Here is a 21,954-nt window from a genome sequence, read left to right on the forward strand (position 1 = left end):
CGAACCATCGGCGAATTAGAGATAGCGGCGGCCGACAATGTCGCCTGCCGACAACATGAAGCGCACCCGGCGCGCGCCGGGCGTCATGGATCACTGCGCGCTGGCAGTGGTTGCTGCGCCCATTGGCGGACACGGCAGCACCGGCGCCGCGGCGGGTTTGGAACTGGCGCCGCTCTTGCCCTTCGCGGATGCCGAAGGCGCGCTCGCCGTCGCGTGCGGCAAGGAACCGAGGCTGCGCACACCTGCGGAGATCGCGGCGGCCAGTTCGTCGACCGCCTTGCGATGGCCGTCGACGAGCGCGTCGTAACCGGAGCCGACGCGTTCCTGCGCGAGCGTCCGGCATGTCAGCACCGTATCGGATCCGGCGGCGCGCACGCTCCACACGGCGTCGATCACCGCTTGCGCGCCCGGCCACGATTCGAAGCGCTGCACGTTCACCTTCACGCGATATACCGGCACCGATTCCGGATGCGGCGTGCCGTAGACGTCGATCGCACCGAGCTGCTGCGTGAGATCGGCGGAGAGTGCGCGCCGCACTTCGTCGCCCGGCAGCGATGCCCAGCGCTCCTCTTCGAGCACGCGCACCTGCGCGGGACTCGTCTGCACCACCAACTGATTCTTCGCGACCTGCTGCGGCATGTCGACGGGCGCAAGCTCGAAATAGAACGAAGCCTGCGTCGACGGCACGGGCCGCGCGTCGCCGCCGCCGAGCGTGTAGAAACGGCTCGTCGGCGAGGCGCAGGCAGCGAGCATCGCCGCTGCGCTCAGAGTCAACATCAACGAGCCGAACTTCATGGTTTATCTCCCGATTTTCCGCGCAAGAGCGATTCCGGATGGCGCTCCAGATAATCCGCGAGCGAGTTGAGCGATTGCAGCGTGCGCGTGAGTTCCTGCAGCGCCTGATGCACGTCCGACTGAAGCGGCGAATCCGACTGCAACGTCGATTGCGCCTGACCGAACGTCTGCTTGGCCTGCGTGAGCGTGTCGCGCATTTCCGGCAGGACTTCCTTGTCCATCCTGTCGAAGAGCGCGTTGGCGTTCTTGAGCGAGCCGTTCAGATTCGTGCCGATCTCGTCGAACGGAATCTTGTCGATCTTGCGCGCGATGTCGGCGATCTGCAGCTGCAGCTCGTCGAGCGTGTTCGGCACGGTCGGCAGTTCGATCGGATCGTTGCCAACGCTGACCTTCGCGGGCGGCGCTTTCGGGAAGAAGTCGAGCGCGACATACAACTGGCTCGTCAGCAGGTTGCCGGTGCGCAACTGTCCGCGCAGCCCGCGCTTCACGAGCAGTTGCAGCATGTCCTGGCTCGCCACCGAACCTTGCTCCGGCAGCGCCTGACGCGCGCGCTTGCCGAGGCGATCCGGGTAGAGGTCGATCGTGACCGGCATCATGAACGAATGAGACTTCTGATCGTATTGCACGCCGATCCCCGTGACCTGCCCCAGCACGATGCCGCGGAAATCGACCGGCGCGCCGACCGACAGGCCGCGCAGCGACTGATTGAAGTTCATCACGACGTGCACGGCCTCGCCGTCCGGATCGCGCATCGCGTCGGACTGATCGCCGGCCAGACGGAAGGTCGCGTTGTTTTGCGCCTGCGGGCCGGATTGCTGGTTCGGCGGCGTCTGGAACGCGATGCCGCCGAGCACGACCGTCGCGAGCGATTGCGTGTTGAGCGTGAAGCCGCTCGAATCGAGCCGCAGATCGACGCCGCTCGCATGCCACCAGCGCGAGTTGGTGCCGACGTACTGATCGTAAGGCGCGGTGACGAATACCTGCAGCGTGACGCCGGTGCCGTCCTTGTCGAGCGAGAACGCGACGACCTGGCCGACCTGCACGCGCCGGTAATAGACGGGCGAGCCGATATCGAGCGAGCCGAGCGATTCGCCGTGCAGCGTGAAGGTATGGCCTTTCTGATCGCCGGTGACGGCGGGTGGCGTTTCGAGCCCGACGAAATAAGTCTCATCGTCGGTCGACTTGCCCGCATCGACGCCGATATACGCGCCGGACAAAAGCGTCGACAGGCCGGTCACGCCGCTTGCCGCAACGCGCGGACGCACGATCCAGAAGCGCGTGTCCTTGACGGCGAAATCGGTGGCTTCCTTGGTGAGCTGCACGTCGACGAGCACGCGCGCGTGATCCTTCGACAGCGTGATCGTCTTCACCGTGCCGATATCCACGTCCTTGAACTTCACTTTCGTCTTGCCGGGCTCGAGGCCTTCCGCGGAAACGAAGCTGATCGTCACGGTCGGTCCGCGGCTCGACACCGTCTTCACGACGAGAATCACGCCGATCAGCGCCGCGACGAGCGGAATCACCCACACGAGCGAGGGCAGCCAGCGGCTGCGCGGCTCGATCACGGGTTCGGGGAGGTTCGGCGGGAGGCCGCCCTTGTCCCCGTTACCGCTGCCGGCGTTGCTGGCGGGCGGCGCGGGCTGCTTCGGGTCGTTCGGACCTTGGGCACTAGTCATGTTTCTTTCCTGACGGTTCGATGTTGTCCCACATGAGGCGCGGGTCGAATTGCATGGACGCGATCATCGTCAGCACGACCACCGACGCGAACGCGAGCGCGCCCGGACCCGGCGTGATGACGGCGAGCGACTTGAAGCGCACGAGCGCGATGGTGAGCGTGATGACGAAGACGTCGAGCATCGACCAGCGCCCGATGCCCTCGACGATGCGAAAGAGCGTCGTGCGCTGACGCGGCTGCCATGTGGAGCGCCGCTGCACGCTGATGGTAAGAAAGGCGAGCGTGACGAGCTTGAGCATCGGCACGAGAATGCTGGCGATGAAAATCACCGCCGCGAGCGGATAGTCGCCGTCGTTCCAGAAGAGCGCGACACCGCTCATGATGGTGTCGTCCTCGGAACCGAGAATCGACGACGTATGCATGATCGGAAAGAGGTTCGCCGGAATGTAGAGAATCGCCGCGCTGATGAGCAGTGCCCACGTACGCGCGATGCTGTCCGGATGACGCCGGTGCACGACGGCGTCGCAGCGCGTGCAGCGCTGTTTCTCGACGGTGTGCGCGAGCGGCTGCACGAGTCCGCACGCATGACACGACACGACATTCGCGTGCGACGCCGTGATGAACTGCGTTTCGCGCGCCGCTTCGCCGGTTTTCGGATCGATGGAATCGCTCACGATTTTTGCCTCGCCGTGGTTGTGACGCGCTTCGATCCGCGCGGACCGAGCCTTGCCGCGATGTCCCACAACGCGCGCGGATCGAAGCTCACGACGACGGCGAACATGAGCGTCAGCGCGCCGAACGCGAAGAGCGCCGCTTCGGGAATCACGCGCGCGATGCTCACCATCTTCACGAGCGTGACGAGCACGCCGAGCATGAAGACTTCGATCATGCCCCACGGACGCACGAGCTGAATGCCCCGCAGGATTGCGTTGAAGCCAGGCGGCATGTAACCGGAACGCAGCGGAAGCAGCACGTAGAGCAGGGCAACGAGTTCGCACAACGGAAACAGGATGGTCGAGCAGAAGACGAGCACCGCCATGATTTCCATCTGCTCGTTCCACAACGCGACGATCGCGCCGATGAGCGTCGTCTCCGACGTGAGGCCGTTCGCCTCCAGCTCGACGATGGGAAAGCCTTGCGCGATCAGGAACGTGAAGAGCGCGGCGAGCGTCATCGCCGAGATCTTGTCGAGGTTCGACGAGATGCTTCGATAGAGCAGCGATCCGCAGCGAGGGCATTTCGCCGAGGTGCGTCGAGGCAATGCACGTTTATGGAAGAGCGCGTCGCATTCGTGACACGCGATCAGGTCATCGGATTCGTTCGCGTTCATTCGCGTTCATGGTCGAGGCCCGAGGCTTGTCGAGCGTATTGGTCGGGCGCCGCGAGACCGGCTCCGACCGGGCATAGCAAACGGCGGGCCAGCGAGATTGGTAGCAGCATGGTATCAAATGGCGCGGGGCGGGCGAATTTGGACAGAACGCTTCTTTACAAGCGGAATTAAACTGCCTGGCCGCCCGTTAATACATCGATGCCGGAATCGGTCGCGGTTCGCGCCTTCATCGACCGTTGCACGCATGGAATAGTTCGTTGCATGGGCGGCACACGAGGCTCGCCGAGCCGGCTCGAAAGCCCGCAAAGCCGCGTCGGGACTGGGTTTGCCGGTTCGGCGCGGGCCTTTTTGCGCGCGCTGGCAATTCGTTATCGTTGAGGTAGCATGGCGGCCTTGAACACTTGTCGTCAGGCGGCGGCAGGCCGTGCGACATCGAACACTTGGGTGAGAGCAATATGGAAAGCACCGCTGGCATCACGGCGAGCGCGCCGGCGCAACGATACAGCGCCACGGCGATCGGCCTGCACTGGCTGATCGCGTTGTTGATCGTGGGCGGCTTCTGGCTCGGCTGGATCATGACGGACATTCCGGGCTTCACGCCGACGAAGCTCAAATACTTCTCGTGGCACAAGTGGATCGGCGTAACGGTGTTCGCGCTCGCGCTGCTGCGCGTCGTCTGGCGCGCCACGCACCAGGCGCCGTCGATGCCCGATGGCATGCCGCGCTGGCAACAGGGCGCGGCGCATCTCACGCATATTCTGCTTTACGCGCTGATGCTCGTCATTCCCGTGTCGGGTTATCTGTACAGCTCGGCGGCCGGCATTCAGGTCGTGTATCTCGGCGTGCTGCCGCTGCCGACGATCATCGGACCGGACAAGGCGCTGAAGGCGACGCTGCGCATCGTGCACATCGCGTTGAACTACACGTTGCTGTTCTTCGTCGTGATGCACGTTCTGGCTGCGCTGAAGCATCATTTCGTCGATCGCGACGGCCTGCTCGGCCGCATGCTGCCGTTTCTCAGATGAACGCGTGTCATTGTTTCCTCGCCGTTGGCAAGGCGTTTCCCGGCGGCTGATTGTGATCGCGTACTTATGATTTCCAATACCGGTTTGTTCATTCGAACCGTTTGAATAGGGCACACATGAAAGTGAAACTCAACCGTTGGATGGCAGCCGCTGCTTCGTTCGCGATGATCGCGGGCGCGCATGCGCAGGTAGACATGAGCAAGAGCACGGTGACAGCCACGTCGAAGCAGATGAACGTGCCCACCGACGGCAAGTTCAACAAGTTCAGCGCGCAGATTGCGTTCGATCCGGCGAAGCCGACGGCGGGCTCGGCGAACATCACGATCGACACCGGCAGCTACGACCTCGGCGACGACGATTACAACAAGCAGGTGCGCGGCGCGGAATGGTTCGACGCGGGCAAGTATCCGAGCGCGACGTTCGTCTCCAGCGCGATCGCCCCGGCGGGCGGCAACAAGTACAACGTGACCGGCAAGATCACGATCAAGGGCAAGTCGCAGACGGTCACGGTGCCGGTGACGGTCACGCAGCAGGGCGCGACGGAAACCTTCGACGGCGCGCTGCCGATCAAGCGCACCCAGTTCGATGTCGGAACGGGCGAATGGAAAGATACGTCGATCGTCGCGGACGACGTCGTCATCAAGTTTCACATCGTTGCCGCGAAGAAGTGAGCGGCGTTTTTGTCACACACGACGCATAGTCAGCGTATCTGGTTAGTCAGGAGAAGAACTTGAAAAAGCTTTCGATCATTGCCGCGAGCGCGCTCGCATTGGGACTGTCGTTCGGCGCCTCGGTGAGCGCATTCGCCGCCGACACGTACAAGCTCGACCCGAACCACACTTATCCGAGCTTCGAGGCGGACCACTTCGGTGGCGTGTCGACGTGGCGCGGCAAGTTCAACAAGAGCAGCGGTGAAGTCACGCTCGACCGCGCGGCGAAGACCGGCACGGTGAACGTGACGATCGACATCGCTTCGGTCAACACCGGCAATGCGAAGCTGGACGAGCATCTGCAAAAGGCCGAGTTCTTCGACGTCGCGAAGTATCCGACAGCCGAGTACAAGGGCACGTCGATCAAATTCGACGGCGACAAGCCTTCCGAAGTGATCGGCACGTTGACGATGCACGGCGTGACGAAGCCGATGAACCTGAAGATCGAGAGCTTCAAGTGCTTCATGAACCCGATGATGAAGAAGGAAGTGTGCGGCGTCGAAGCGACGGCGACCTTCGATCGCGGCGACTTCGGGATGGATTACGGCAAGTCGTATGGTTTCAGCCTGACGACGGTGCTGCATATTCAGGCTGAGGGCGTGAAGCAGTAACTCGCGCTCCATTGCTGCTTAGAGAAGGCTTCGCGTGTCATGCGCGAAGCCTTTTTTGTGGATCGAGTTTTGGGTTTGGCAACGTCGCCGATCGATTCTCATACGAAAACACCCAGCCGAGCGGACCGACATTCGGTTTTCACTCGCCACACAATATGCACCGCTATATCAGCGAGGTGGAATTGATCGAACTGCTTCAGATCGCGCATCCGAGCACGATTTCGGGGCGGGCCATGATCGCGCTATATGGCAACTATGTTGGCACCCAGAACGTCGCGACGGCGCAGATCCTGTATGCCCGCATGCGGGAGACGGTAAGCGCGGAACATATCAGGGATACGTTGACTGACTGCGGCTTTTCCGCCGCGGTGTCGCAACTGTGCATTTCATTTTGCGAAGATCGATTGCGCGAGGCGGCGCGATGGGCGGAGGCTCCTGAGCGCTTCATCGCCTGAAATGAAAACGGGCCTGTCCGCGAAGACAGGCCCGGTCGTTCTTATCGGCTCGACGTATTTCACGCATCGCTTCGATACTCGGGGAAAGACGTTTCCTCACGAACCCAATGTGCGGACGACAGCGACATCGCATGAGAAAAGTAAATGGTTGTTCTCTCTGTCGACTGCAGGCAGCGGAAACGCGGCATGGTATGGCGCGCTAGAACTTCGTCCGAAAAGACGTGGTTGAACTCGGGATTGCTCAGGTCGGCGGACAGCGCCGTCGCGAACGGCAAGGTGAACGCCATCGAAGCGCTCATTCCGCCCGTGGCGTGAATGTCCTTGAATAAAGCATGCGGTAGGTACTCGTATTTCTCCGAACGGGAAATAAGGATGCCGCAATGTTTTGAGATCCTGAAGTCGTAGCCGCTATCGAGTTCGGTGACGCAGGTTTCGATGTGATTGGTGAGATAGATGTCGTCGTGATCCATCCAGAAAAAATGAGTGCAGTCCTCCTGGATGAGATGATTCAACGGAATCCGATACCAGTCGTTTTGGGGAATGCTCTGGGGCGTGTACATCCATACTACGGGCGCGCCGAGATCCATGACGCACCATGCGTAGTTGTCTCCGGCTCCGTTCTGATGCACGCAAATGATATCCGGGCGTCGCGTTTGGGCGAGCAGTTGCAGGACACAACTCCGTAGCAATTCCGGGCGATTGTAAGTCGGGATGAAAATCCCGATTTTGTTTTTCTGTGAGGACGACATAACGTACGGTTGGAACGGACTGATTTGCTCGGCAGCGCATTGCGTGCGGATTCGAGCCTAGTCGAAGTCGAGGTTGTCTTTTGTTCTTGCGTCGAAATTTGATGAAATTCAGGAGCCGGAAAAGCAAACGGGCCAGTCACGATGACTGGCCCGTTTTGGTTTCAGCTTTCAGTGCGCCGCAACGCTCAAACCTGCGCACCCGCATTCGGATCGTTCGGATCGTACTTGTCTTTCTTGTCCTTCACGAGATCCTCGCGCTTCACGCCGAACCACATCGCGAGCGCCGCCGCGACGAACACCGACGAGTAAATGCCGAACAGAATACCGACGGTCAGCGCCAGCGCGAAGTAATGCAGCGTCGGGCCGCCGAAGAAGAACATCGACAGCACCATCATTTCCGTACAGCCGTGGGTGATGATGGTTCGCGACATCGTGCTCGTGATCGCGTGGTCGATCACTTCCTTCACGCTCATCTTGCGTTGCTTGCGGAACGTTTCGCGGATCCGGTCGAAGATAACCACCGACTCGTTCACCGAATAGCCGAGCACCGCGAGAATCGCCGCCAGAACGGACAGCGAGAACTCCCACTGGAAATAGGCGAAGAAGCCGAGAATGATGACCACGTCGTGCAGGTTCGCGATGATGCCCGCGACCGCGTACTTCCACTCGAAGCGGAACGACAGGTAAATCACGATGCCGATAACCACGCACGCGAGCGCGAGCAGGCCGTTCGTCACGAGTTCCTTGCCGACTTGCGGACCGACGAACTCGACGCGCTGCAGCTTCACGGCAGCGTTGTCGGCCTTGAGCGCGGTCATCACCTGATCGCTCTGCTGCGCGGACGTCAAACCCTGCTTGAGCGGCAGACGGATCAACACGTCCTGCGACGTGCCGAAGTTCTGCACCTGCGCGTCGGGATAGCCGAGCTTCGACATCGACGCGCGCACCGGTTCGAGTTGCGCGGCTTGCGGATACTGCACCTCGACGACCGTGCCGCCGGTGAATTCCACCGACAGATGCAGCCCGCGATGCACGAGGAAAAATACGGCCACGAGGAACGTCACGAGCGAAATCACGTTGAAAATCAACGCGCGCTCCATGAACGGCAAATCGCGGCGAATGCGGAAGAATTCCATTGTCTATTGCTCCGGACTCAGCGGATTCAGCGGGACTCGCCCGGTTTCTGTTGATCGATGCCGGGGCCCGAACGACGGCGCACCGTCGGCTTGCCCGTGCGCGCCGGCGCTTGTTCGGTCTGGCGCGGCGCGGCCACTGCGGTCTTCGTCCTGCCCTTGGCCGTTTTCACGATTTCGTCGACGGGCGATTCATCGCCGCGTTGCGCCGCGAGATAAGCCGCCGCGGCCGCTTCGGCATTCGTGCCTTCCGGACGCCACACCTGACCGATCGCGAGCGACTTCAGCTTCTTCTTGCCGCCGTACCACAGGTTCACGAGGCCGCGCGAGAAGAACACCGCCGAGAACATCGACGTCAGAATGCCGATACAGTGCACCACCGCGAAGCCGCGCACCGGACCCGAACCGAACGCGAGCAGCGCGAGGCCGGCGATCAGCGTCGTGACGTTCGAGTCGAGAATCGTCGCCCACGCGTGCTTGAAGCCTTCCTGAATCGCGGTCTGCGGCGGCGCGCCGTTACGCAGTTCCTCGCGGATACGTTCGTTGATCAGCACGTTCGCGTCGATCGCCATACCGAGCGCGAGCGCGATAGCCGCGATACCCGGCAAGGTCAGCGTCGCCTGAAGCAACGACAGCACGGCGACGAGCAGCAGCAGGTTCACCGACAGCGCCAGCATGGAGAACACGCCGAAGAGCAGGTAGTACGCGATCATGAAGACGGCGATCGCGGCGAAACCGTACGTGACCGAATCGAAGCCCTTCTTGATGTTGTCCGCGCCGAGGCTCGGGCCGACCGTGCGTTCCTCGATGATGTCCATCGGCGCGGCGAGCGAACCCGCGCGCAGGAGCAGCGCGAGATCGGTTGCGGCTTGCGGCGTCGGCTGGCCGGTGATCGAGAAGCGGTCGCCGAGTTCGGACTGAATGGTCGCGACCGTCAGCACTTCGCCCTTGCCCTTTTCGAACAGCACCATCGCCATCGGCTTGCCGATGTTGTCGCGCGACACGGACGACACCGCGCGTCCGCCCGCAGAATCCAGACGGATATTGACCGAAGGTCGTTGATGGTCGTCGAAGCCCGCGGACGCGTCGATGATGCGGTCGCCGGTGAAGATCACCTGCTTGCGCAGCAGCACGATGCGATCGCCCTGCTTGAACGCTTCGTCGCCGGGCGGCACCGCGTCGTTCGGGCCGATATAGGTGTTGACCGGATCCGCGAGACGCGCTTCGAGCGTCGCCGTGCGGCCGATGATGTCCTTCGCCTTCGCCGTGTCCTGCACGCCCGGCAGCTCGACCACGATGCGGTCGGAGCCTTGCTGCTGGATCACCGGCTCCGCGACGCCGAGTTCGTTCACGCGGTTATGCAGCGTGGTGATGTTCTGCTTGAGCGCGCTGTCCTCGACGACTTTCTGCGCGGCGGGCGAGAACGTGCCGACGACCTGAAAGCCATCACCGCCCTGGCGCGTCGTCCATTGCAGTTCGGACACGCCCGTCTGGAGCAGCGTGCGCGCGTTGTCCGCGCCCGCCTGATCCGAGAAACTCACGACGACCGATTGCCCGACCCGGTTCACGCCGCCATCGCGGATATTGCGGTCGCGCAGATAGGTGCGCGCATCGGCGGCGTCGGAGTCGAGCTTCTTGTTGAGCGCGCCGGCCATGTCGACCTGCAGCAGGAAGTGCACGCCGCCGCGCAGATCGAGACCGAGGTACATCGGCAGTGCGTGCAGGGCCGTCAGCCAGCGCGGCGAGGCGCTCTGCAGATTCAGCGCGACGATGTACTGCGGATCGCTCGGATCGGTGTTCAGCGCCTTCGAAAGCAGATCCTTCACATGCAGCTGCGTGTCCGTGTCTTTCAGACGCACGCGGATGTTCGCGTTCAGCTGCGAATTGTCGAAGGTGACTTCGTCGGCCTTGATGTTGCTCGCGGCGAGCGCGGCTTCGACGTTCGAAAGCGTGGTCGAGTCGAGCTTGACCGTCGCCTTGCCGCTCGATACCTGAACTGCGGGCGCTTCGCCGAAGAAGTTGGGGAGCGTGTACACGAGGCCGATGACGAGCGCCACCAGCATCACGACATACTTCCAGAGGGGATAACGATTCATGGGAATGGCCGACCGGAACGTTGGCTTCGGAGGAGAGGGCGTCCGGCGATATGCGCGACGAGCCGGTCTGAAGACCCGGATGGCTCGGTGAGCGAGGCCGCGCCGGACGCGGTGGAACGAGTGGCCTTACAGCGACTTGATCGTGCCCTTCGGGAGAATGGTCGTCACTGCCGCCTTCTGGATGGTGATTTCCGTGCCTTCGGCGATTTCCACGCCGACGTAGGCGTCCGTCACCTTCGTGATCTTGCCGACGATGCCGCCATTCGTCACCACTTCGTCGCCCTTGGCCATGGCGGCGAGCATGTTGCGATGCTCCTTCTGACGCTTCATCTGCGGACGGATCATGATGAAGTACAGCACCGCGAACATCAGGATCAGCGGCAGGAAGCTCATCAGGCTCGATTCCGCGCCACCGGTTGCGCCTTGTGCAAAGGCATTGGAAATGAACGACACGTTGGTCTCTCCGTTGTTACATCGAAATAATTGACTGGAAGTCAGCCCGGCATTCTACCACCCGCACCTGCCCGAAAATGCCCGAATGCGCTTTGCCATCAAGCCGTTACGGACGTTTCGCGGGCCTTATCGCAAGCAGTAGAAAGCATATTGTAAAGCTTGGCGCAACGAAGCCGCGCGTTTTCAATCCACGCCGCGCGCGCGATTCTCCGCGAACGTCTTGCGAAACGCCTCGAACGTATGATTTTCGATCGATTCGCGCACTTCGCCAATGAGTTGCAGGTAATAGTGCAGGTTGTGAATCGTGTTCAATTGCGCGCCGAGAATCTCGCCGACGCGATGCAGATGATGCAGATAGCCGCGCGTGAAGTTCCGGCACGTGTAGCAGCCGCAGGATTCGTCGAGCGGCTTCATCGAGTTCTTGTGCGTCGCGTTCTTGATCTTCAGATCGCCGAAACGCGTGAAGAGCCAGCCGTTGCGCGCGTTGCGCGTGGGCATCACGCAGTCGAACATGTCGACGCCCGCCGCGACGCCCGCGACGAGATCCTCCGGCGTGCCGACGCCCATCAGGTAATGCGGCTTGTCGGCGGGCAGCTTCGGGCCGATGTGATTCAGCACGCGCATCATGTCTTCCTTCGGCTCGCCGACCGACAGCCCGCCGATCGCGAGGCCGTGGAAACCGATGTCCGAGAGGCCCGCGAGCGATTCGTCGCGCAGGTCTTCGAACATGCCGCCCTGCACGATGCCGAAGAGCGCGTTCGGATTGCCTAGCCGGTTGAACTCGTCGATGGAGCGCTTCGCCCAGCGCATCGACATGCGCATGGAATCGGCGGCGTCCTTGTGCGAGGTGGGAATGCCATTGGTCGAGTAGGGCGTGCATTCGTCGAACTGCATGACGATGTCGGAGTTCAGCACCTTCTGAATCTGCATCGATACTTCCGGCGACAGGAAGAGTTTGTCGCCATTGATCGGCGACGCGAACGTGACGCCATCTTCGGTGATCTTGCGCAGATCGCCGAGCGAAAATACCTGGAAGCCGCCGGAGTCAGTCAAGATCGGCCGGTTCCATCCCATGAACTTGTGCAGGCCGCCGTGCGCGCCGATCACTTCGAGACCGGGACGCAGCCACAAATGGAATGTGTTGCCGAGGATGATCTGCGCGCGGATTTCTTCGAGTTCGCGCGGCTGGATTGCCTTGACGGTGCCGTAAGTGCCGACCGGCATGAAGATCGGCGTTTCGACGACGCCGTGATTGAGCGTCAGACGGCCACGGCGCGCCTGGCCATCGGTCGTCAGCAGTTCGAACTTGAGCCCGTTGTCGGGCGGAGTGTGGGTTGCGGTCATTTGAGTTCCTGCCACTGGAAAACAGTCCAGCGCATCGGTTGAGAAAACTAGTCGCGGCGAGTCAGAAGCATTGCGTCGCCGTAGCTGAAGAAACGATACTTTTGCTCGATTGCGTGACGATATGCATCGCGAATCGTATCCATGCCGGCGAACGCGGAGACGAGCATCAGCAGCGTCGACTTCGGCAGATGGAAATTCGTCACGAGCCGGTCGACGACGCGAAACGCGTAGCCCGGCGTGATGAAGATATCGGTTTCGGCCTGCGTCGCCGAGAGCGGGCGGTTCGCTTGCGCCGCGTCGCGCGCGGCGGCTTCGAGCGCGCGCATCGACGTCGTGCCGACCGCGACCACCTTGTTGCCGCGCGCCTTCACCGCCGCGATGCGATCGACGAGCGATTGCGGCAGGTCGTACCACTCGCTATGCATCTTGTGCTCCGCGATGTTCTCGACGCGCACCGGCTGGAACGTGCCCGCGCCGACGTGCAGCGTCAGCGTCGCGCGCTCGAGGCCGCGTTTTTCGAGTTCGGCGAACAGCGCGTCGTCGAAGTGCAGGCCGGCGGTCGGCGCGGCGACCGCGCCCGGATTTGCCGCATAAACGGTCTGATAGCGCGTTTCGTCGTAGGCGTCGGCGTCGTGCTCGATGTACGGCGGCAGCGGCAAGCGCCCGTATTGCTCGATGAGCGTCAGGCATTCGGCAGGGAAGTGCAGCGTGTAGAACGGCTCGACGCGTTCGCCGACGGTCACGTCGAACGCATCCGCGAGGCGGATCGTCGTGCCTTCGGCCGGGCTCTTGCTCGCGCGGATCTGCGCGAGCGCCGTGGTCGCGCCGGTCAGCCGCTCGACCAGCACCTCGACGCGCCCGCCGCTGGCCTTCTGGCCTGGAAAGCGCGCCTTCAGGACTTTGGTATCGTTGAACACCAGCAGATCGCCGGGTGCGAGCAGGTTCGGCAGCTCGGAGAATCGGCGGTCGACGAGCGCGCCATCGGACACCTCGAGCAGACGGCTCGCGCTGCGCTCGGCGAGCGCGTTCTGCGCGATCAGCTCGGGCGGCAGATTAAAATCGAAATCGGAAAGCGTGAACATGGCTTGAACGTAGCGCGAACGGGCGCGAACGAAGTGCAATCGCGCCGAACAAACCTCATATTGTACTTGCGAAGAGAGTCAATGCCCTTGTCCGACCGCCGCGCCGCCGCCACGACCGATCCGCTGACCCTGGAGGAAAGGGACGCGCCGCGTGCCGCCGCGCCGGCGAAAAAGAAGGCGAAAGCGGACGAAAAGCCGAAAACCGTCGTCAAGACGGCGGACAAGCTCGCCAAGCTCGGCCTGAAATCCGACATCGATCTCGTCCTTCATCTGCCAATGCGCTATGAGGACGAAACGCAGATCACGCCCATCGGCGAGCTGATTCCGGGCGACATCGCGCAGACCGAAGGCGTCGTTTTCGACAACGAGATCGCGTATCGGCCGCGCCGTCAGTTGCTCGTGAAAATCCACGACGATTCCGGCGACGAACTCACGCTGCGCTTTCTCAACTTCTACGGCTCGCAGGTCAAGCAAATGGCGATCGGCGTGCGTCTGCGCGTACGCGGCGATGTGCGCGGCGGCTTTTTCGGGCTGGAGATGGTGCATCCGGCGGTACGTCCCGTCGATGACGACACGCCGCTGCCGCAAGCGCTGACGCCGGTTTATCCGTCGACGGCTGGAATTTCGCAGGCGTATTTGCGCAAGGCGATCGACAACGCGATCACGCGGGTCGATCTGCCCGAACTGCTGCCGGCGCCGATCGCGAAGGCGCATTTGCAGCCGCTCAACGTGCCCGGTCTGCTCGACGCCGTGAAGACGCTCCATCATCCGCGCGCCGATTCCGACGAAACCGCGCTGATCGACGGCACGCATCCGGCGTGGACGCGCATCAAGTTCGAGGAACTGCTCGCGCAGCAGTTGTCGCTCAAGCGCGCGCACGAAGAGCGCCGCACGCGCGCCGCGCCCGCGATGCCGCGCCGTGCGCCGGACGACGACGCGTCGCTCGTCGTGCGTCTGTTGCGCGCGCTGCCGTTCGCGCTGACTGGCGCGCAGCAGCGCGTGGTCGCGGAAATCGCGGGCGAACTGACGCTCGCGCATCCGATGCAGCGTCTGCTTCAGGGCGATGTCGGCAGCGGCAAGACGATCGTCGCGGCACTCGCGGCGGCGCAGGCCGTCGACGCGGGTTATCAGGCCGCGCTCATGGCGCCGACCGAAATTCTCGCGGAGCAGCACGCGCGCAAGCTGCGCGGCTGGCTAGAGCCGCTCGGGGTCACGGTCGCGTGGCTCGCGGGCAGTCTCAAGGCGAAGGACAAGCGTTCCGCGCTCGAAGCAGCGGCGCTCGGCACGGCGAAACTCGTCATCGGCACGCACGCGATCATTCAGGACGCGGTCGAATTCGCGCGCCTCGGGCTCGTGATCGTCGACGAGCAGCATCGCTTCGGCGTCGCGCAGCGGCTCGCGTTGCGCGCGAAGGCGCTGAACGCGGCTGACGGAAAAGCCGATTTCCAGCCGCATCAACTGATGATGTCCGCGACGCCGATCCCGCGCACGCTCGCCATGACGTACTACGCCGATCTCGATGTCTCGACCATCGACGAACTGCCGCCCGGCCGCACGCCGATTCTCACCAAAGTAGTGTCCGACGGACGGCGCGACGAGATCATCGGCCGCGTGCGCGAGGCGGCGCTGACCGGAAGGCAAGTGTATTGGGTCTGTCCGCTGATCGAAGAAAGCGAGACACTTCAGCTTCAGACGGCCGTTGAAACTTACGAGACGCTCGTCGCCGCGCTGCCGGAACTGCGCGTCGGGCTGGTTCATGGCCGGCTCGCACCCGCCGAAAAAGCCGCCGTGATGGACGCGTTCTCGCGCAACGAAGTGCAATTGCTCGTCGCGACGACGGTGATCGAAGTCGGCGTGGACGTGCCGAACGCATCGCTGATGGTGATCGAGCATGCCGAGCGCTTCGGCCTCGCGCAGTTGCATCAGTTGCGCGGACGCGTGGGGCGGGGCAGCGCGGCGTCCATCTGCGTGCTGATGTACTCGAATCCGTTGTCGCAGACGGCGCGTGCGCGGCTGCAAACGATGCGCGAAACGACCGATGGCTTCGAGATCGCCCGGCGCGACCTGGAAATTCGCGGTCCCGGCGAGTTTCTCGGCGCGCGGCAATCGGGCGAAGCGATGCTGCGATTCGCGAGTCTTGAAAACGACGGCTGGCTGATCGAACCGGCGCGCGCCGCCGCCGATCAGATGCTTGCGCAGTTTCCCGACGCCGTCACGCGCCATCTGGCGCGCTGGCTCGGCGCGCGGGAGCACTATTTGAAGGCTTGACTGAACTCGCGCGGGCCATGTCGGTCCCTATTTAACCTGCGCGGACCGGCGAATCGGCAAAAGTTGTCGAACGGCAGCCGGCGGGTGTATAACTCAAACCTATCGAATCAATGTATTTCATTGGCCTCCAATGACCCTCACCGAATTGAAGTACATCGTCGCGGTCGCGCGTGAACGGCATTTCGGCCGCGCGGCCGAGGCGTGCTTCGTCAGCCAGCCGACCTTGTCGGTGGCAATCAAGAAGCTCGAAGACGAACTGAACGTGCAGATCTTCGAGCGCGGCACGAGCGAAGTCAGCGTAACGCCGATCGGCGAGCAGATCGTGACGCAGGCGCAGCGCGTGCTCGAACAGACGCTCGCCATCAAGGAAATCGCCAAGCAGGGCAAGGATCCGCTCGTCGGACCGCTGCGTCTGGGCGTGATCTATACGATCGGACCGTACCTTCTGCCGACGCTCGTCAAGCAGATGATCAAGTCCGTTCCGCAGATGCCGCTCATGCTCCAGGAGAACTACACGCTCAAACTGATCGAGCTTCTGAAGCAAGGCGAAATCGATGTCGCGATCATGGCGCTGCCGTTCCCTGAAACCGGCCTGATGGTGCGCGCGCTCTACGACGAGCCGTTCGTCGTCGCGATGCCGTCGGGGCACGCGTGGGAGAACCGTGCGAAGATCGATCCGGACGATCTCAAGCAGGAAACCATGCTGCTGCTCGGCAGCGGCCATTGCTTCCGCGATCACGTCCTCGGCGTGTGCCCGGAACTGATGCGCTTCTCGCAGAACGCGGACGGCATCCAGAAGACGTTCGAAGGCTCGTCGCTGGAAACGATCCGCCATATGGTCGCGAGCGGCGTCGGCATTACCGTGTTGCCGCGCATGTCGGTGAGCGAGGTGAAGCCGCACGCGGCGGGCATCGATTCGGGTCTGCTCAGCTACGTACCGTTCGACGAACCCGTGCCGGACCGGCGCGTCGTGCTCGCGTGGCGCAAGAGTTTCACGCGCATGCCCGCGATCGACGCCATCTGCGACGCAATCGCCAATTGCGATCTGCCGGGCGTGAAAAAGCTCGATATGCCGGTCGCCGTGAACTGACTCGGCTGTCCCCACGAAACGCCGCGCTCTGGCAACGGAGCGCGGCGTTTTCTTTTTTGCGGTAGCGCGCGCAAGCGAAACCGGCACTTCGCTTGATCTATCGCATATATAAATTTAATCGAATTATAAAAACCGATAGCTTGCGTTACGATCCTTCTCAGGCGACGACACAGAGAGGATTTCATGACCGCCGCGACCTTCTTCGACCGCTGGAGTGACCTTCGCCAGATGGCGGTCTCGATCCTCGCCGATTTCGCAAGCGCCGCATGACGCGCGGCCGATCCGCATTCATCTCACGCCGAACCTCAAAAACAGGAGCATCACGATGACGACTCAACGACTCACGACCGCAGCAGGCGCACCCGTCGGCGACAACCAGAACTCGCAGACCGCAGGTCCGCGCGGCCCGGTCACGCTGCAAGACTTCTGGCTCGTCGAAAAGCTCGCGCACTTCGACCGCGAAGTGATTCCCGAGCGCCGCGTGCACGCGAAGGGCTCGGGCGCTTTCGGCACGTTCCGCGTCACCCACGATATCTCGCGCTACACGAAGGCGAAGCTGTTCGCCGACATCGGTAAGGAAACGCCGATCTTCATGCGCTTTTCCACGGTCGCGGGCGAGCGCGGCGCCGCGGACGCCGAACGCGACGTGCGCGGCTTCTCGATCAAGTTCTACACGGAAGAGGGCAACTGGGACGTCGTCGGCAACAACACGCCGGTGTTTTTCATCCGCGATCCGCTGAAGTTTCCCGACTTCATCCACACGCAAAAGCGCGATCCGTACACGAATATGCGCAGCAATGTCGCGGCGTGGGACTTCTGGTCGCGTCATCCGGAATCGCTGCATCAGGTGACGATTCTCATGAGCGACCGCGGCATCCCGAAGAACTACCGTCAAATGCACGGCTTCGGATCGCACACGTTATCGTTCATCAATGCCGACGGTGAGCGCTTCTATGTGAAGTTCCATTTCAAGTCGCAGCAGCCGCTCGAGAACTATACCGACGCCGAAGCCGCCGCCGTGATCGCCGCCGATCGCGAGAGCGCGCAGCGCGATCTCGTCGACAACATCGACAAAGGCAATTTCCCGCGCTGGAATTTCCGCATTCAGGTGATGACGGAAGACGAGGCTGCGAAGTCGAAGGTGAATCCGTTCGACATCACGAAAGTGTGGTCGCACAAGGACTATCCGCTGATCGACGTCGGCGTGATCGAGCTGAATCGCAATGCGCAGAACTACTTCGCGGACGTCGAGCAGGCCGCCTTCACGCCGGCGAACGTGGTGCCGGGCATTGGCTTCTCGCCGGACCGGCTGTTGCAGGGGCGTCTTTTCTCCTATGGCGACACGCAGCGCTATCGGCTCGGCGTCAACCATCATCAGATTCCGGTGAATGCGCCGCGTACGTCGGTCGCGAACACGTTTCATCGCGATGGCGCGATGCGGACCGACGGCAACCTCGGCGGCCGCGTGAACTACGAGCCGAACCGTTACGGCGAATTCGCGCAGGACGTGAACGCAAACGAGCCGCCGCAAGCGGGCGGGATGGTGCATCGCTACGACCATCGCGAGGACGACGATTACTACAGCCAGCCGGCAGCGCTCTTCAGACTCTTCGACGAAGCCCAGCGCGAACGCTTCTTCGGCAACATCGCGCGGCACATTCATGGCGTGCCGAACGAGATCGTCGCGCGGCAGATCGGGCATTTCCGCCGTATCGATCCGGCGTATGCGCAAGGCGTGATCGATGCGCTCGCGAAGCTCGGGCAGACGATCGAAGAGCAGGACACCGCAGCCGTCTGACGGCGGCGCTTTCGGAAACACGGGAGAACACATCATGTCTCAGGCGTTGCATCACATCGCACAGGCCGTCGAGCAGATCGACGCAACGAGCGTTCGGGCATCGCGCGGCGTGCGCGTCGCGATCGCGTTCGGGATCGTCGCGGCGGGATACGGGCTGATCGTCGCGGGCGGTGTCGCGGGCGCGTGATAGCGTCGCCGTCAATGAATCGTTCCCCGTTTATACGATAAACTGTCGAACGCTCGAAACGCCGCGCGGCAAGCTCTTGCGCGCGGCGTTCGCACCTTTCGAATCAACTCTCTCTCGGAGTCATCATGGCGAAGAAAGGCATTGCACCCGCCGTCAATATCGGCATCAGCGACAAAGACCGCAAGAAGATCGCCGACGGGCTGTCCCGCCTGCTGGCCGACACGTACACGCTGTATCTGAAGACCCACAACTTTCACTGGAACGTCACGGGTCCGATGTTCAACACGCTGCATCTGATGTTCGAGACCCAGTACAACGAACTGGCGCTCGCCGTCGATTCGATCGCCGAACGCATTCGCGCACTGGGCGTGCACGCGCCCGGCAGCTACAAGGACTTCGCGAAGCTGTCGTCGATTCCGGAAGCGGACGGCGTGCCGGCCGCCGAAGACATGATCCGCCAACTCGTGGAAGGCCAGGAAGCCGTCGTCCGCACCGCGCGCGAGATCTTCCCGGCGACGGAAGCCGCGAACGACGAGCCGACCGCCGACCTGCTCACGCAACGCATGCAGACGCACGAGAAGACCGCGTGGATGCTGCGCGCGATGCTGGCCTGAAGCGCTCGGCCTCGACATGACGAAACCCCGCTTTCACGCGGGGTTTTTGCTTTTCGGGCTGATCTAAAATAGCTCGTCGTGAATTTCGCTCCCAGGTCCGCCATGTTCGCCCGTTTTCCGCTCTACATGCGCCTCGTGCGCCTCGACAAGCCTATCGGCAGCCTGCTGCTCTTGTGGCCGACGCTCAATGCGTTGTGGATCGCGTCGAGCGGCCATCCGTCGCCGATGCTGCTCGTCATTTTCATCGTCGGCACGATATTGATGCGCTCGGCGGGCTGCGCGATAAACGACTACGCGGATCGCGATTTCGACCGCTACGTGAAGCGCACGGCGGAGCGGCCGATCACATCGGGCAAGATCAAGGCGTGGGAAGCCGTGGCGCTCGCGGCGGCGCTCTCGCTCGTCGCGTTCCTGCTGATCCTGCCGCTCAACACGCTCACGAAGGAACTGTCGGTGTTCGCGCTGTTCGTGGCGGGTTCGTATCCGTTCACCAAGCGTTTCTTCGCGATCCCGCAGGCGTATCTGGGCATCGCGTTCGGCTTCGGCATTCCGATGGCCTTCGCCGCCGTGCAGAACCAGGTGCCGATGCTCGCGTGGATCATGCTCGCGGCGAACGTGTTTTGGTCGGTCGCGTACGACACCGAATACGCGATGGTCGATCGCGACGACGACATCAAGATCGGCATTCGCACGTCCGCGCTCACCTTCGGGCGATACGACGTGCTTGCCGTCATGCTCTGCTACGCGATAACGCTCGCGATTTACGTGGGCATCGGCGTCGCGCTGGGCTTCGGCTGGCTCTACTGGCTCGGCTGGCTCGCAGCGGCGGGCTGCGCGGTTTATCACTACGGGCTGATCCGCAATCGTGAGCGCATGGCGTGCTTCGCCGCGTTCAGGCATAACAACTGGCTCGGCGGGATGTTGTTTGCGGGGATTGCGTTGCAGTATGCACTGTCGAACTGATCCCGTTCGCATGGATTGGGTGCCGCAACGTGTGCAACGCACGTTGCGACATCGCGCCGCCCGCTGTTTTATTCCGGCCTGCGAAATGGTCTGAGAACGACAAATTTGTTCACATTGAAGTCTCGCGGTCTTATCTTTTGATAAGTTCGCCAAGTTAGGCAACTAGCTAATCCTTTGGGCGCGTCTGAAAGACGCGTTATACACCGCCCGGCAATTCGATTGCGAACGCGCCGGCCTTCCTTCGACAAGCCAACCGAACGCCGCGGGGTATTTCCGCGCGGCTGCATTCGTTCGTTTGCTTTACTTCCAATGTGTCAGTCATGGGTTTTCTCGCTCGCTTCGATCTAGCCGGACTCGCATCCCGAAACGGAGTCACGCATCTCATCGAGACCGGCTATGGACGAGGCGACTCGTGCCGTGCCGCCTTGGGCGCGGGTTTCGCGAAAGCGCTGTCCTGCGAAATCTTCGAACCGCTCTTCGCCGAAGCGGAACAAAGCGAGCGGCTCAATGTGGTGAACGCGGACAGTCTCACCTTCCTGCGCTCCGATTCGGTGACCGGCGTGCTCGCCGAACAGCGCTGCCTCGTGTTTCTCGACGCACACTATCCGGGCGCGGACCATGGCGGCAAGAGTTACATGAGTCAGGAACACTCTCCGACCGAGCGCCTGCCGTTGCTCGCGGAACTTGAACTCATGCGCGGGCGGGCCAGTGACGCGCTTATCGTGCTGGACGATGTACGCATCTACCGGCGCGAGTTTCAGACAAGCTCCGGGACGCTTCCGGATTGGGCCGAAAACGGCTTCGATCAGGAAGCGGCGTTTCTCGAATTGCTTGCGTCGTTCGACTCCTCGCACACGCTGCACTGGCATTCCGAGGATACGGGCTACGCGGTCCTGTGGCCGCGCGCTTGGGGCGAATACGCGCTGAAAAAATGGGTGCTGCCCGGCGACCAGACGCAGCCGTTCGCGCTCACCCTAGGCGTTCCCGGCACGACCTGCATCTCGCTCAACCGCCGCTTGCTCGACGCTCGTTTCAGCAATCGCTGGCTCGTGGGCAATGGACTCGATATCGGCGGCGGCAATGACAGCATCGCGCTGTATCGATCGTTGTTTCCGCGTATCGACAGGGTGACGGTCTACGAGTGGGAGCAGGGCGACGCGCAATATCTCGAGAACGTTCAGGACGACAGCTTCGATTTCGTCTATTCCGGGCACTGCCTCGAACACATGATCGACCCGCGTGTCGCGATGCGCCACTGGTTGCGCGTGCTCAAGCCGGGCGGCCATCTCGTCATCACCGTGCCGGACGAGGATCTCTACGAGCAGGGCATGTGGCCGTCGACGTTCAACGGCGACCACAAGCACACGTTCACCCTATACAAGCGGGAAAGCTGGTCGCCCGTTTCGATCAACGTTGTGGATTTGCTGCGCAGTTTCGAGCGCGAAGTCAGCATCAAGAAGGTCGAGCTTCTGGATCACAGTTTCCTGCACGGCATGGAGCGCTACGATCAGACGCGCACCGCATTCTCGGAATGCGGCATAGAATTCGTCGTGCAGAAACTTTGAGAGCGCGGCGC

The 21,954-nt window shown here is 62.2% G+C and carries 21 protein-coding genes; 11 read left to right on the top strand and 10 right to left on the bottom strand.

Annotated features, from left to right (window positions below; all coding sequences use genetic code 11):
* Positions 1-90: 90 nt before the first annotated feature.
* Genes NCT05_RS02865 through NCT05_RS02880 form a run of 4 tightly spaced genes read right to left on the bottom strand, consistent with a single transcriptional unit; the run spans position 91 to position 3,800 of the window.
* A complete protein-coding gene (locus NCT05_RS02865; protein ID WP_008351532.1) occupies positions 91-795 on the bottom strand; it encodes a PqiC family protein in 705 nt (234 codons plus the stop codon).
* Positions 792-2,471 carry a PqiB family protein gene (locus NCT05_RS02870; RefSeq protein WP_008351531.1) on the bottom strand — a complete coding sequence of 560 codons (1,680 nt, stop codon included), beginning with the start codon at positions 2,469-2,471 and terminating at the stop codon, positions 792-794. Before NCT05_RS02870 ends, NCT05_RS02865 begins: the two co-directional genes overlap by 4 nt.
* A complete protein-coding gene (locus NCT05_RS02875) occupies positions 2,464-3,144 on the bottom strand; it encodes a paraquat-inducible protein A (protein WP_008351528.1) in 681 nt (226 codons plus the stop codon). The genes NCT05_RS02870 and NCT05_RS02875 overlap by 8 nt, the downstream gene beginning before the upstream one ends.
* The gene (locus NCT05_RS02880; RefSeq protein WP_250501711.1) at positions 3,141-3,800 is read right to left on the bottom strand and encodes a paraquat-inducible protein A; all 660 of its coding nucleotides are present in this window, start codon (positions 3,798-3,800) and stop codon (positions 3,141-3,143) included. The genes NCT05_RS02875 and NCT05_RS02880 overlap by 4 nt, the downstream gene beginning before the upstream one ends.
* 455 nt (positions 3,801-4,255) lie before the next feature.
* On the opposite strand from NCT05_RS02880, the gene NCT05_RS02885 reads away from it, so the two are divergent.
* The 4 genes from NCT05_RS02885 to NCT05_RS02900 all read left to right on the top strand — a co-directional run bounded on the left by NCT05_RS02885 (position 4,256) and on the right by NCT05_RS02900 (position 6,601).
* Positions 4,256-4,825 carry a cytochrome b gene (locus tag NCT05_RS02885; protein WP_008351524.1) on the top strand — a complete coding sequence of 190 codons (570 nt, stop codon included), beginning with the start codon at positions 4,256-4,258 and terminating at the stop codon, positions 4,823-4,825.
* 116 nt (positions 4,826-4,941) lie between these two features.
* Complete coding sequence (locus NCT05_RS02890; protein ID WP_008351522.1) at positions 4,942-5,496, top strand: YceI family protein; 555 nt, start codon at positions 4,942-4,944, stop codon at positions 5,494-5,496.
* 59 nt (positions 5,497-5,555) lie between these two features.
* Complete coding sequence (locus NCT05_RS02895) at positions 5,556-6,146, top strand: YceI family protein (protein ID WP_008351520.1); 591 nt, start codon at positions 5,556-5,558, stop codon at positions 6,144-6,146.
* A gap of 155 nt (positions 6,147-6,301) precedes the next feature.
* Positions 6,302-6,601, top strand: a complete 300-nt coding sequence (locus NCT05_RS02900) for a hypothetical protein (RefSeq protein ID WP_250501712.1) — start codon at positions 6,302-6,304, stop codon at positions 6,599-6,601.
* A gap of 59 nt (positions 6,602-6,660) precedes the next feature.
* Here NCT05_RS02900 and NCT05_RS02905 read toward each other — a convergent pair whose 3' ends face one another.
* The 6 genes from NCT05_RS02905 to queA all read right to left on the bottom strand — a co-directional run bounded on the left by NCT05_RS02905 (position 6,661) and on the right by queA (position 13,458).
* The gene (locus tag NCT05_RS02905) at positions 6,661-7,230 is read right to left on the bottom strand and encodes a hypothetical protein (RefSeq protein WP_250501713.1); all 570 of its coding nucleotides are present in this window, start codon (positions 7,228-7,230) and stop codon (positions 6,661-6,663) included.
* Positions 7,231-7,535: 305 nt separating this feature from the next.
* Positions 7,536-8,486, bottom strand: coding sequence for a protein translocase subunit SecF (gene secF, locus NCT05_RS02910; protein WP_008351514.1), 951 nt, complete (start codon positions 8,484-8,486; stop codon positions 7,536-7,538).
* Between the two features lie 26 nt (positions 8,487-8,512).
* The gene (gene secD / locus NCT05_RS02915) at positions 8,513-10,579 is read right to left on the bottom strand and encodes a protein translocase subunit SecD (RefSeq protein WP_250501714.1); all 2,067 of its coding nucleotides are present in this window, start codon (positions 10,577-10,579) and stop codon (positions 8,513-8,515) included.
* A gap of 126 nt (positions 10,580-10,705) precedes the next feature.
* The gene (gene yajC / locus NCT05_RS02920; protein ID WP_008351510.1) at positions 10,706-11,032 is read right to left on the bottom strand and encodes a preprotein translocase subunit YajC; all 327 of its coding nucleotides are present in this window, start codon (positions 11,030-11,032) and stop codon (positions 10,706-10,708) included.
* A 183-nt stretch (positions 11,033-11,215) separates the two neighbouring features.
* Positions 11,216-12,376, bottom strand: coding sequence for a tRNA guanosine(34) transglycosylase Tgt (gene tgt / locus NCT05_RS02925; RefSeq protein ID WP_034470631.1), 1,161 nt, complete (start codon positions 12,374-12,376; stop codon positions 11,216-11,218).
* A 47-nt stretch (positions 12,377-12,423) separates the two neighbouring features.
* Entirely contained in the window at positions 12,424-13,458 is a 1,035-nt protein-coding gene (queA, locus tag NCT05_RS02930) for a tRNA preQ1(34) S-adenosylmethionine ribosyltransferase-isomerase QueA (protein WP_250501715.1), read from the bottom strand.
* Between the two features lie 81 nt (positions 13,459-13,539).
* Here queA and recG point away from each other — a divergent pair, with 81 nt between their 5' ends.
* From recG to NCT05_RS02965, 7 genes are all read left to right on the top strand, one after another.
* Positions 13,540-15,726, top strand: coding sequence for an ATP-dependent DNA helicase RecG (recG, locus tag NCT05_RS02935; protein WP_008351505.1), 2,187 nt, complete (start codon positions 13,540-13,542; stop codon positions 15,724-15,726).
* Positions 15,727-15,856: 130 nt separating this feature from the next.
* A complete protein-coding gene (locus NCT05_RS02940; RefSeq protein WP_008351503.1) occupies positions 15,857-16,816 on the top strand; it encodes a hydrogen peroxide-inducible genes activator in 960 nt (319 codons plus the stop codon).
* A 325-nt stretch (positions 16,817-17,141) separates the two neighbouring features.
* Positions 17,142-18,614: a catalase gene (locus tag NCT05_RS02945; RefSeq protein WP_250501716.1), complete on the top strand. Its 1,473-nt coding sequence runs from the start codon at positions 17,142-17,144 to the stop codon at positions 18,612-18,614.
* A gap of 34 nt (positions 18,615-18,648) precedes the next feature.
* Positions 18,649-18,801 carry a hypothetical protein gene (locus NCT05_RS02950; protein ID WP_160172877.1) on the top strand — a complete coding sequence of 51 codons (153 nt, stop codon included), beginning with the start codon at positions 18,649-18,651 and terminating at the stop codon, positions 18,799-18,801.
* Positions 18,802-18,926: 125 nt separating this feature from the next.
* Positions 18,927-19,415 (top strand): Dps family protein, encoded by a 489-nt coding sequence (locus NCT05_RS02955; RefSeq protein WP_008351500.1) that lies wholly within the window; start codon positions 18,927-18,929, stop codon positions 19,413-19,415.
* A gap of 102 nt (positions 19,416-19,517) precedes the next feature.
* A complete protein-coding gene (gene ubiA / locus NCT05_RS02960) occupies positions 19,518-20,378 on the top strand; it encodes a 4-hydroxybenzoate octaprenyltransferase (protein WP_250501717.1) in 861 nt (286 codons plus the stop codon).
* Positions 20,379-20,698: 320 nt separating this feature from the next.
* Positions 20,699-21,943, top strand: a complete 1,245-nt coding sequence (locus tag NCT05_RS02965) for a methyltransferase domain-containing protein (RefSeq protein ID WP_250501718.1) — start codon at positions 20,699-20,701, stop codon at positions 21,941-21,943.
* Positions 21,944-21,954 lie beyond the last annotated feature (11 nt).

This window comes from Caballeronia sp. AZ7_KS35, assembly GCF_023631045.1.
Lineage (GTDB): Bacteria > Pseudomonadota > Gammaproteobacteria > Burkholderiales > Burkholderiaceae > Caballeronia > Caballeronia zhejiangensis.

Excerpts from the sequence above, each read along its gene's own strand:
- NCT05_RS02865 (WP_008351532.1), bottom strand. The coding sequence starts at position 795 with ATGAAGTTCGGCTCGTTGATGTTGACTCTGAGCGCAGCGGCGATGCTC.
- NCT05_RS02890 (WP_008351522.1), top strand. The coding sequence starts at position 4,942 with ATGAAAGTGAAACTCAACCGTTGGATGGCAGCCGCTGCTTCGTTCGCG.
- NCT05_RS02900 (WP_250501712.1), top strand. The coding sequence starts at position 6,302 with ATGCACCGCTATATCAGCGAGGTGGAATTGATCGAACTGCTTCAGATC.
- NCT05_RS02965 (WP_250501718.1), top strand. The coding sequence starts at position 20,699 with ATGGGTTTTCTCGCTCGCTTCGATCTAGCCGGACTCGCATCCCGAAAC.
- NCT05_RS02885 (WP_008351524.1), top strand. The coding sequence starts at position 4,256 with ATGGAAAGCACCGCTGGCATCACGGCGAGCGCGCCGGCGCAACGATAC.
- tgt (WP_034470631.1), bottom strand. The coding sequence starts at position 12,376 with ATGACCGCAACCCACACTCCGCCCGACAACGGGCTCAAGTTCGAACTG.
- ubiA (WP_250501717.1), top strand. The coding sequence starts at position 19,518 with ATGTTCGCCCGTTTTCCGCTCTACATGCGCCTCGTGCGCCTCGACAAG.
- recG (WP_008351505.1), top strand. The coding sequence starts at position 13,540 with ATGCCCTTGTCCGACCGCCGCGCCGCCGCCACGACCGATCCGCTGACC.
- queA (WP_250501715.1), bottom strand. The coding sequence starts at position 13,458 with ATGTTCACGCTTTCCGATTTCGATTTTAATCTGCCGCCCGAGCTGATC.
- secD (WP_250501714.1), bottom strand. The coding sequence starts at position 10,579 with ATGAATCGTTATCCCCTCTGGAAGTATGTCGTGATGCTGGTGGCGCTC.
- secF (WP_008351514.1), bottom strand. The coding sequence starts at position 8,486 with ATGGAATTCTTCCGCATTCGCCGCGATTTGCCGTTCATGGAGCGCGCG.
- NCT05_RS02945 (WP_250501716.1), top strand. The coding sequence starts at position 17,142 with ATGACGACTCAACGACTCACGACCGCAGCAGGCGCACCCGTCGGCGAC.
- NCT05_RS02955 (WP_008351500.1), top strand. The coding sequence starts at position 18,927 with ATGGCGAAGAAAGGCATTGCACCCGCCGTCAATATCGGCATCAGCGAC.
- NCT05_RS02950 (WP_160172877.1), top strand. The coding sequence starts at position 18,649 with ATGTCTCAGGCGTTGCATCACATCGCACAGGCCGTCGAGCAGATCGAC.
- NCT05_RS02870 (WP_008351531.1), bottom strand. The coding sequence starts at position 2,471 with ATGACTAGTGCCCAAGGTCCGAACGACCCGAAGCAGCCCGCGCCGCCC.
- NCT05_RS02880 (WP_250501711.1), bottom strand. The coding sequence starts at position 3,800 with ATGAACGCGAACGAATCCGATGACCTGATCGCGTGTCACGAATGCGAC.
- NCT05_RS02940 (WP_008351503.1), top strand. The coding sequence starts at position 15,857 with ATGACCCTCACCGAATTGAAGTACATCGTCGCGGTCGCGCGTGAACGG.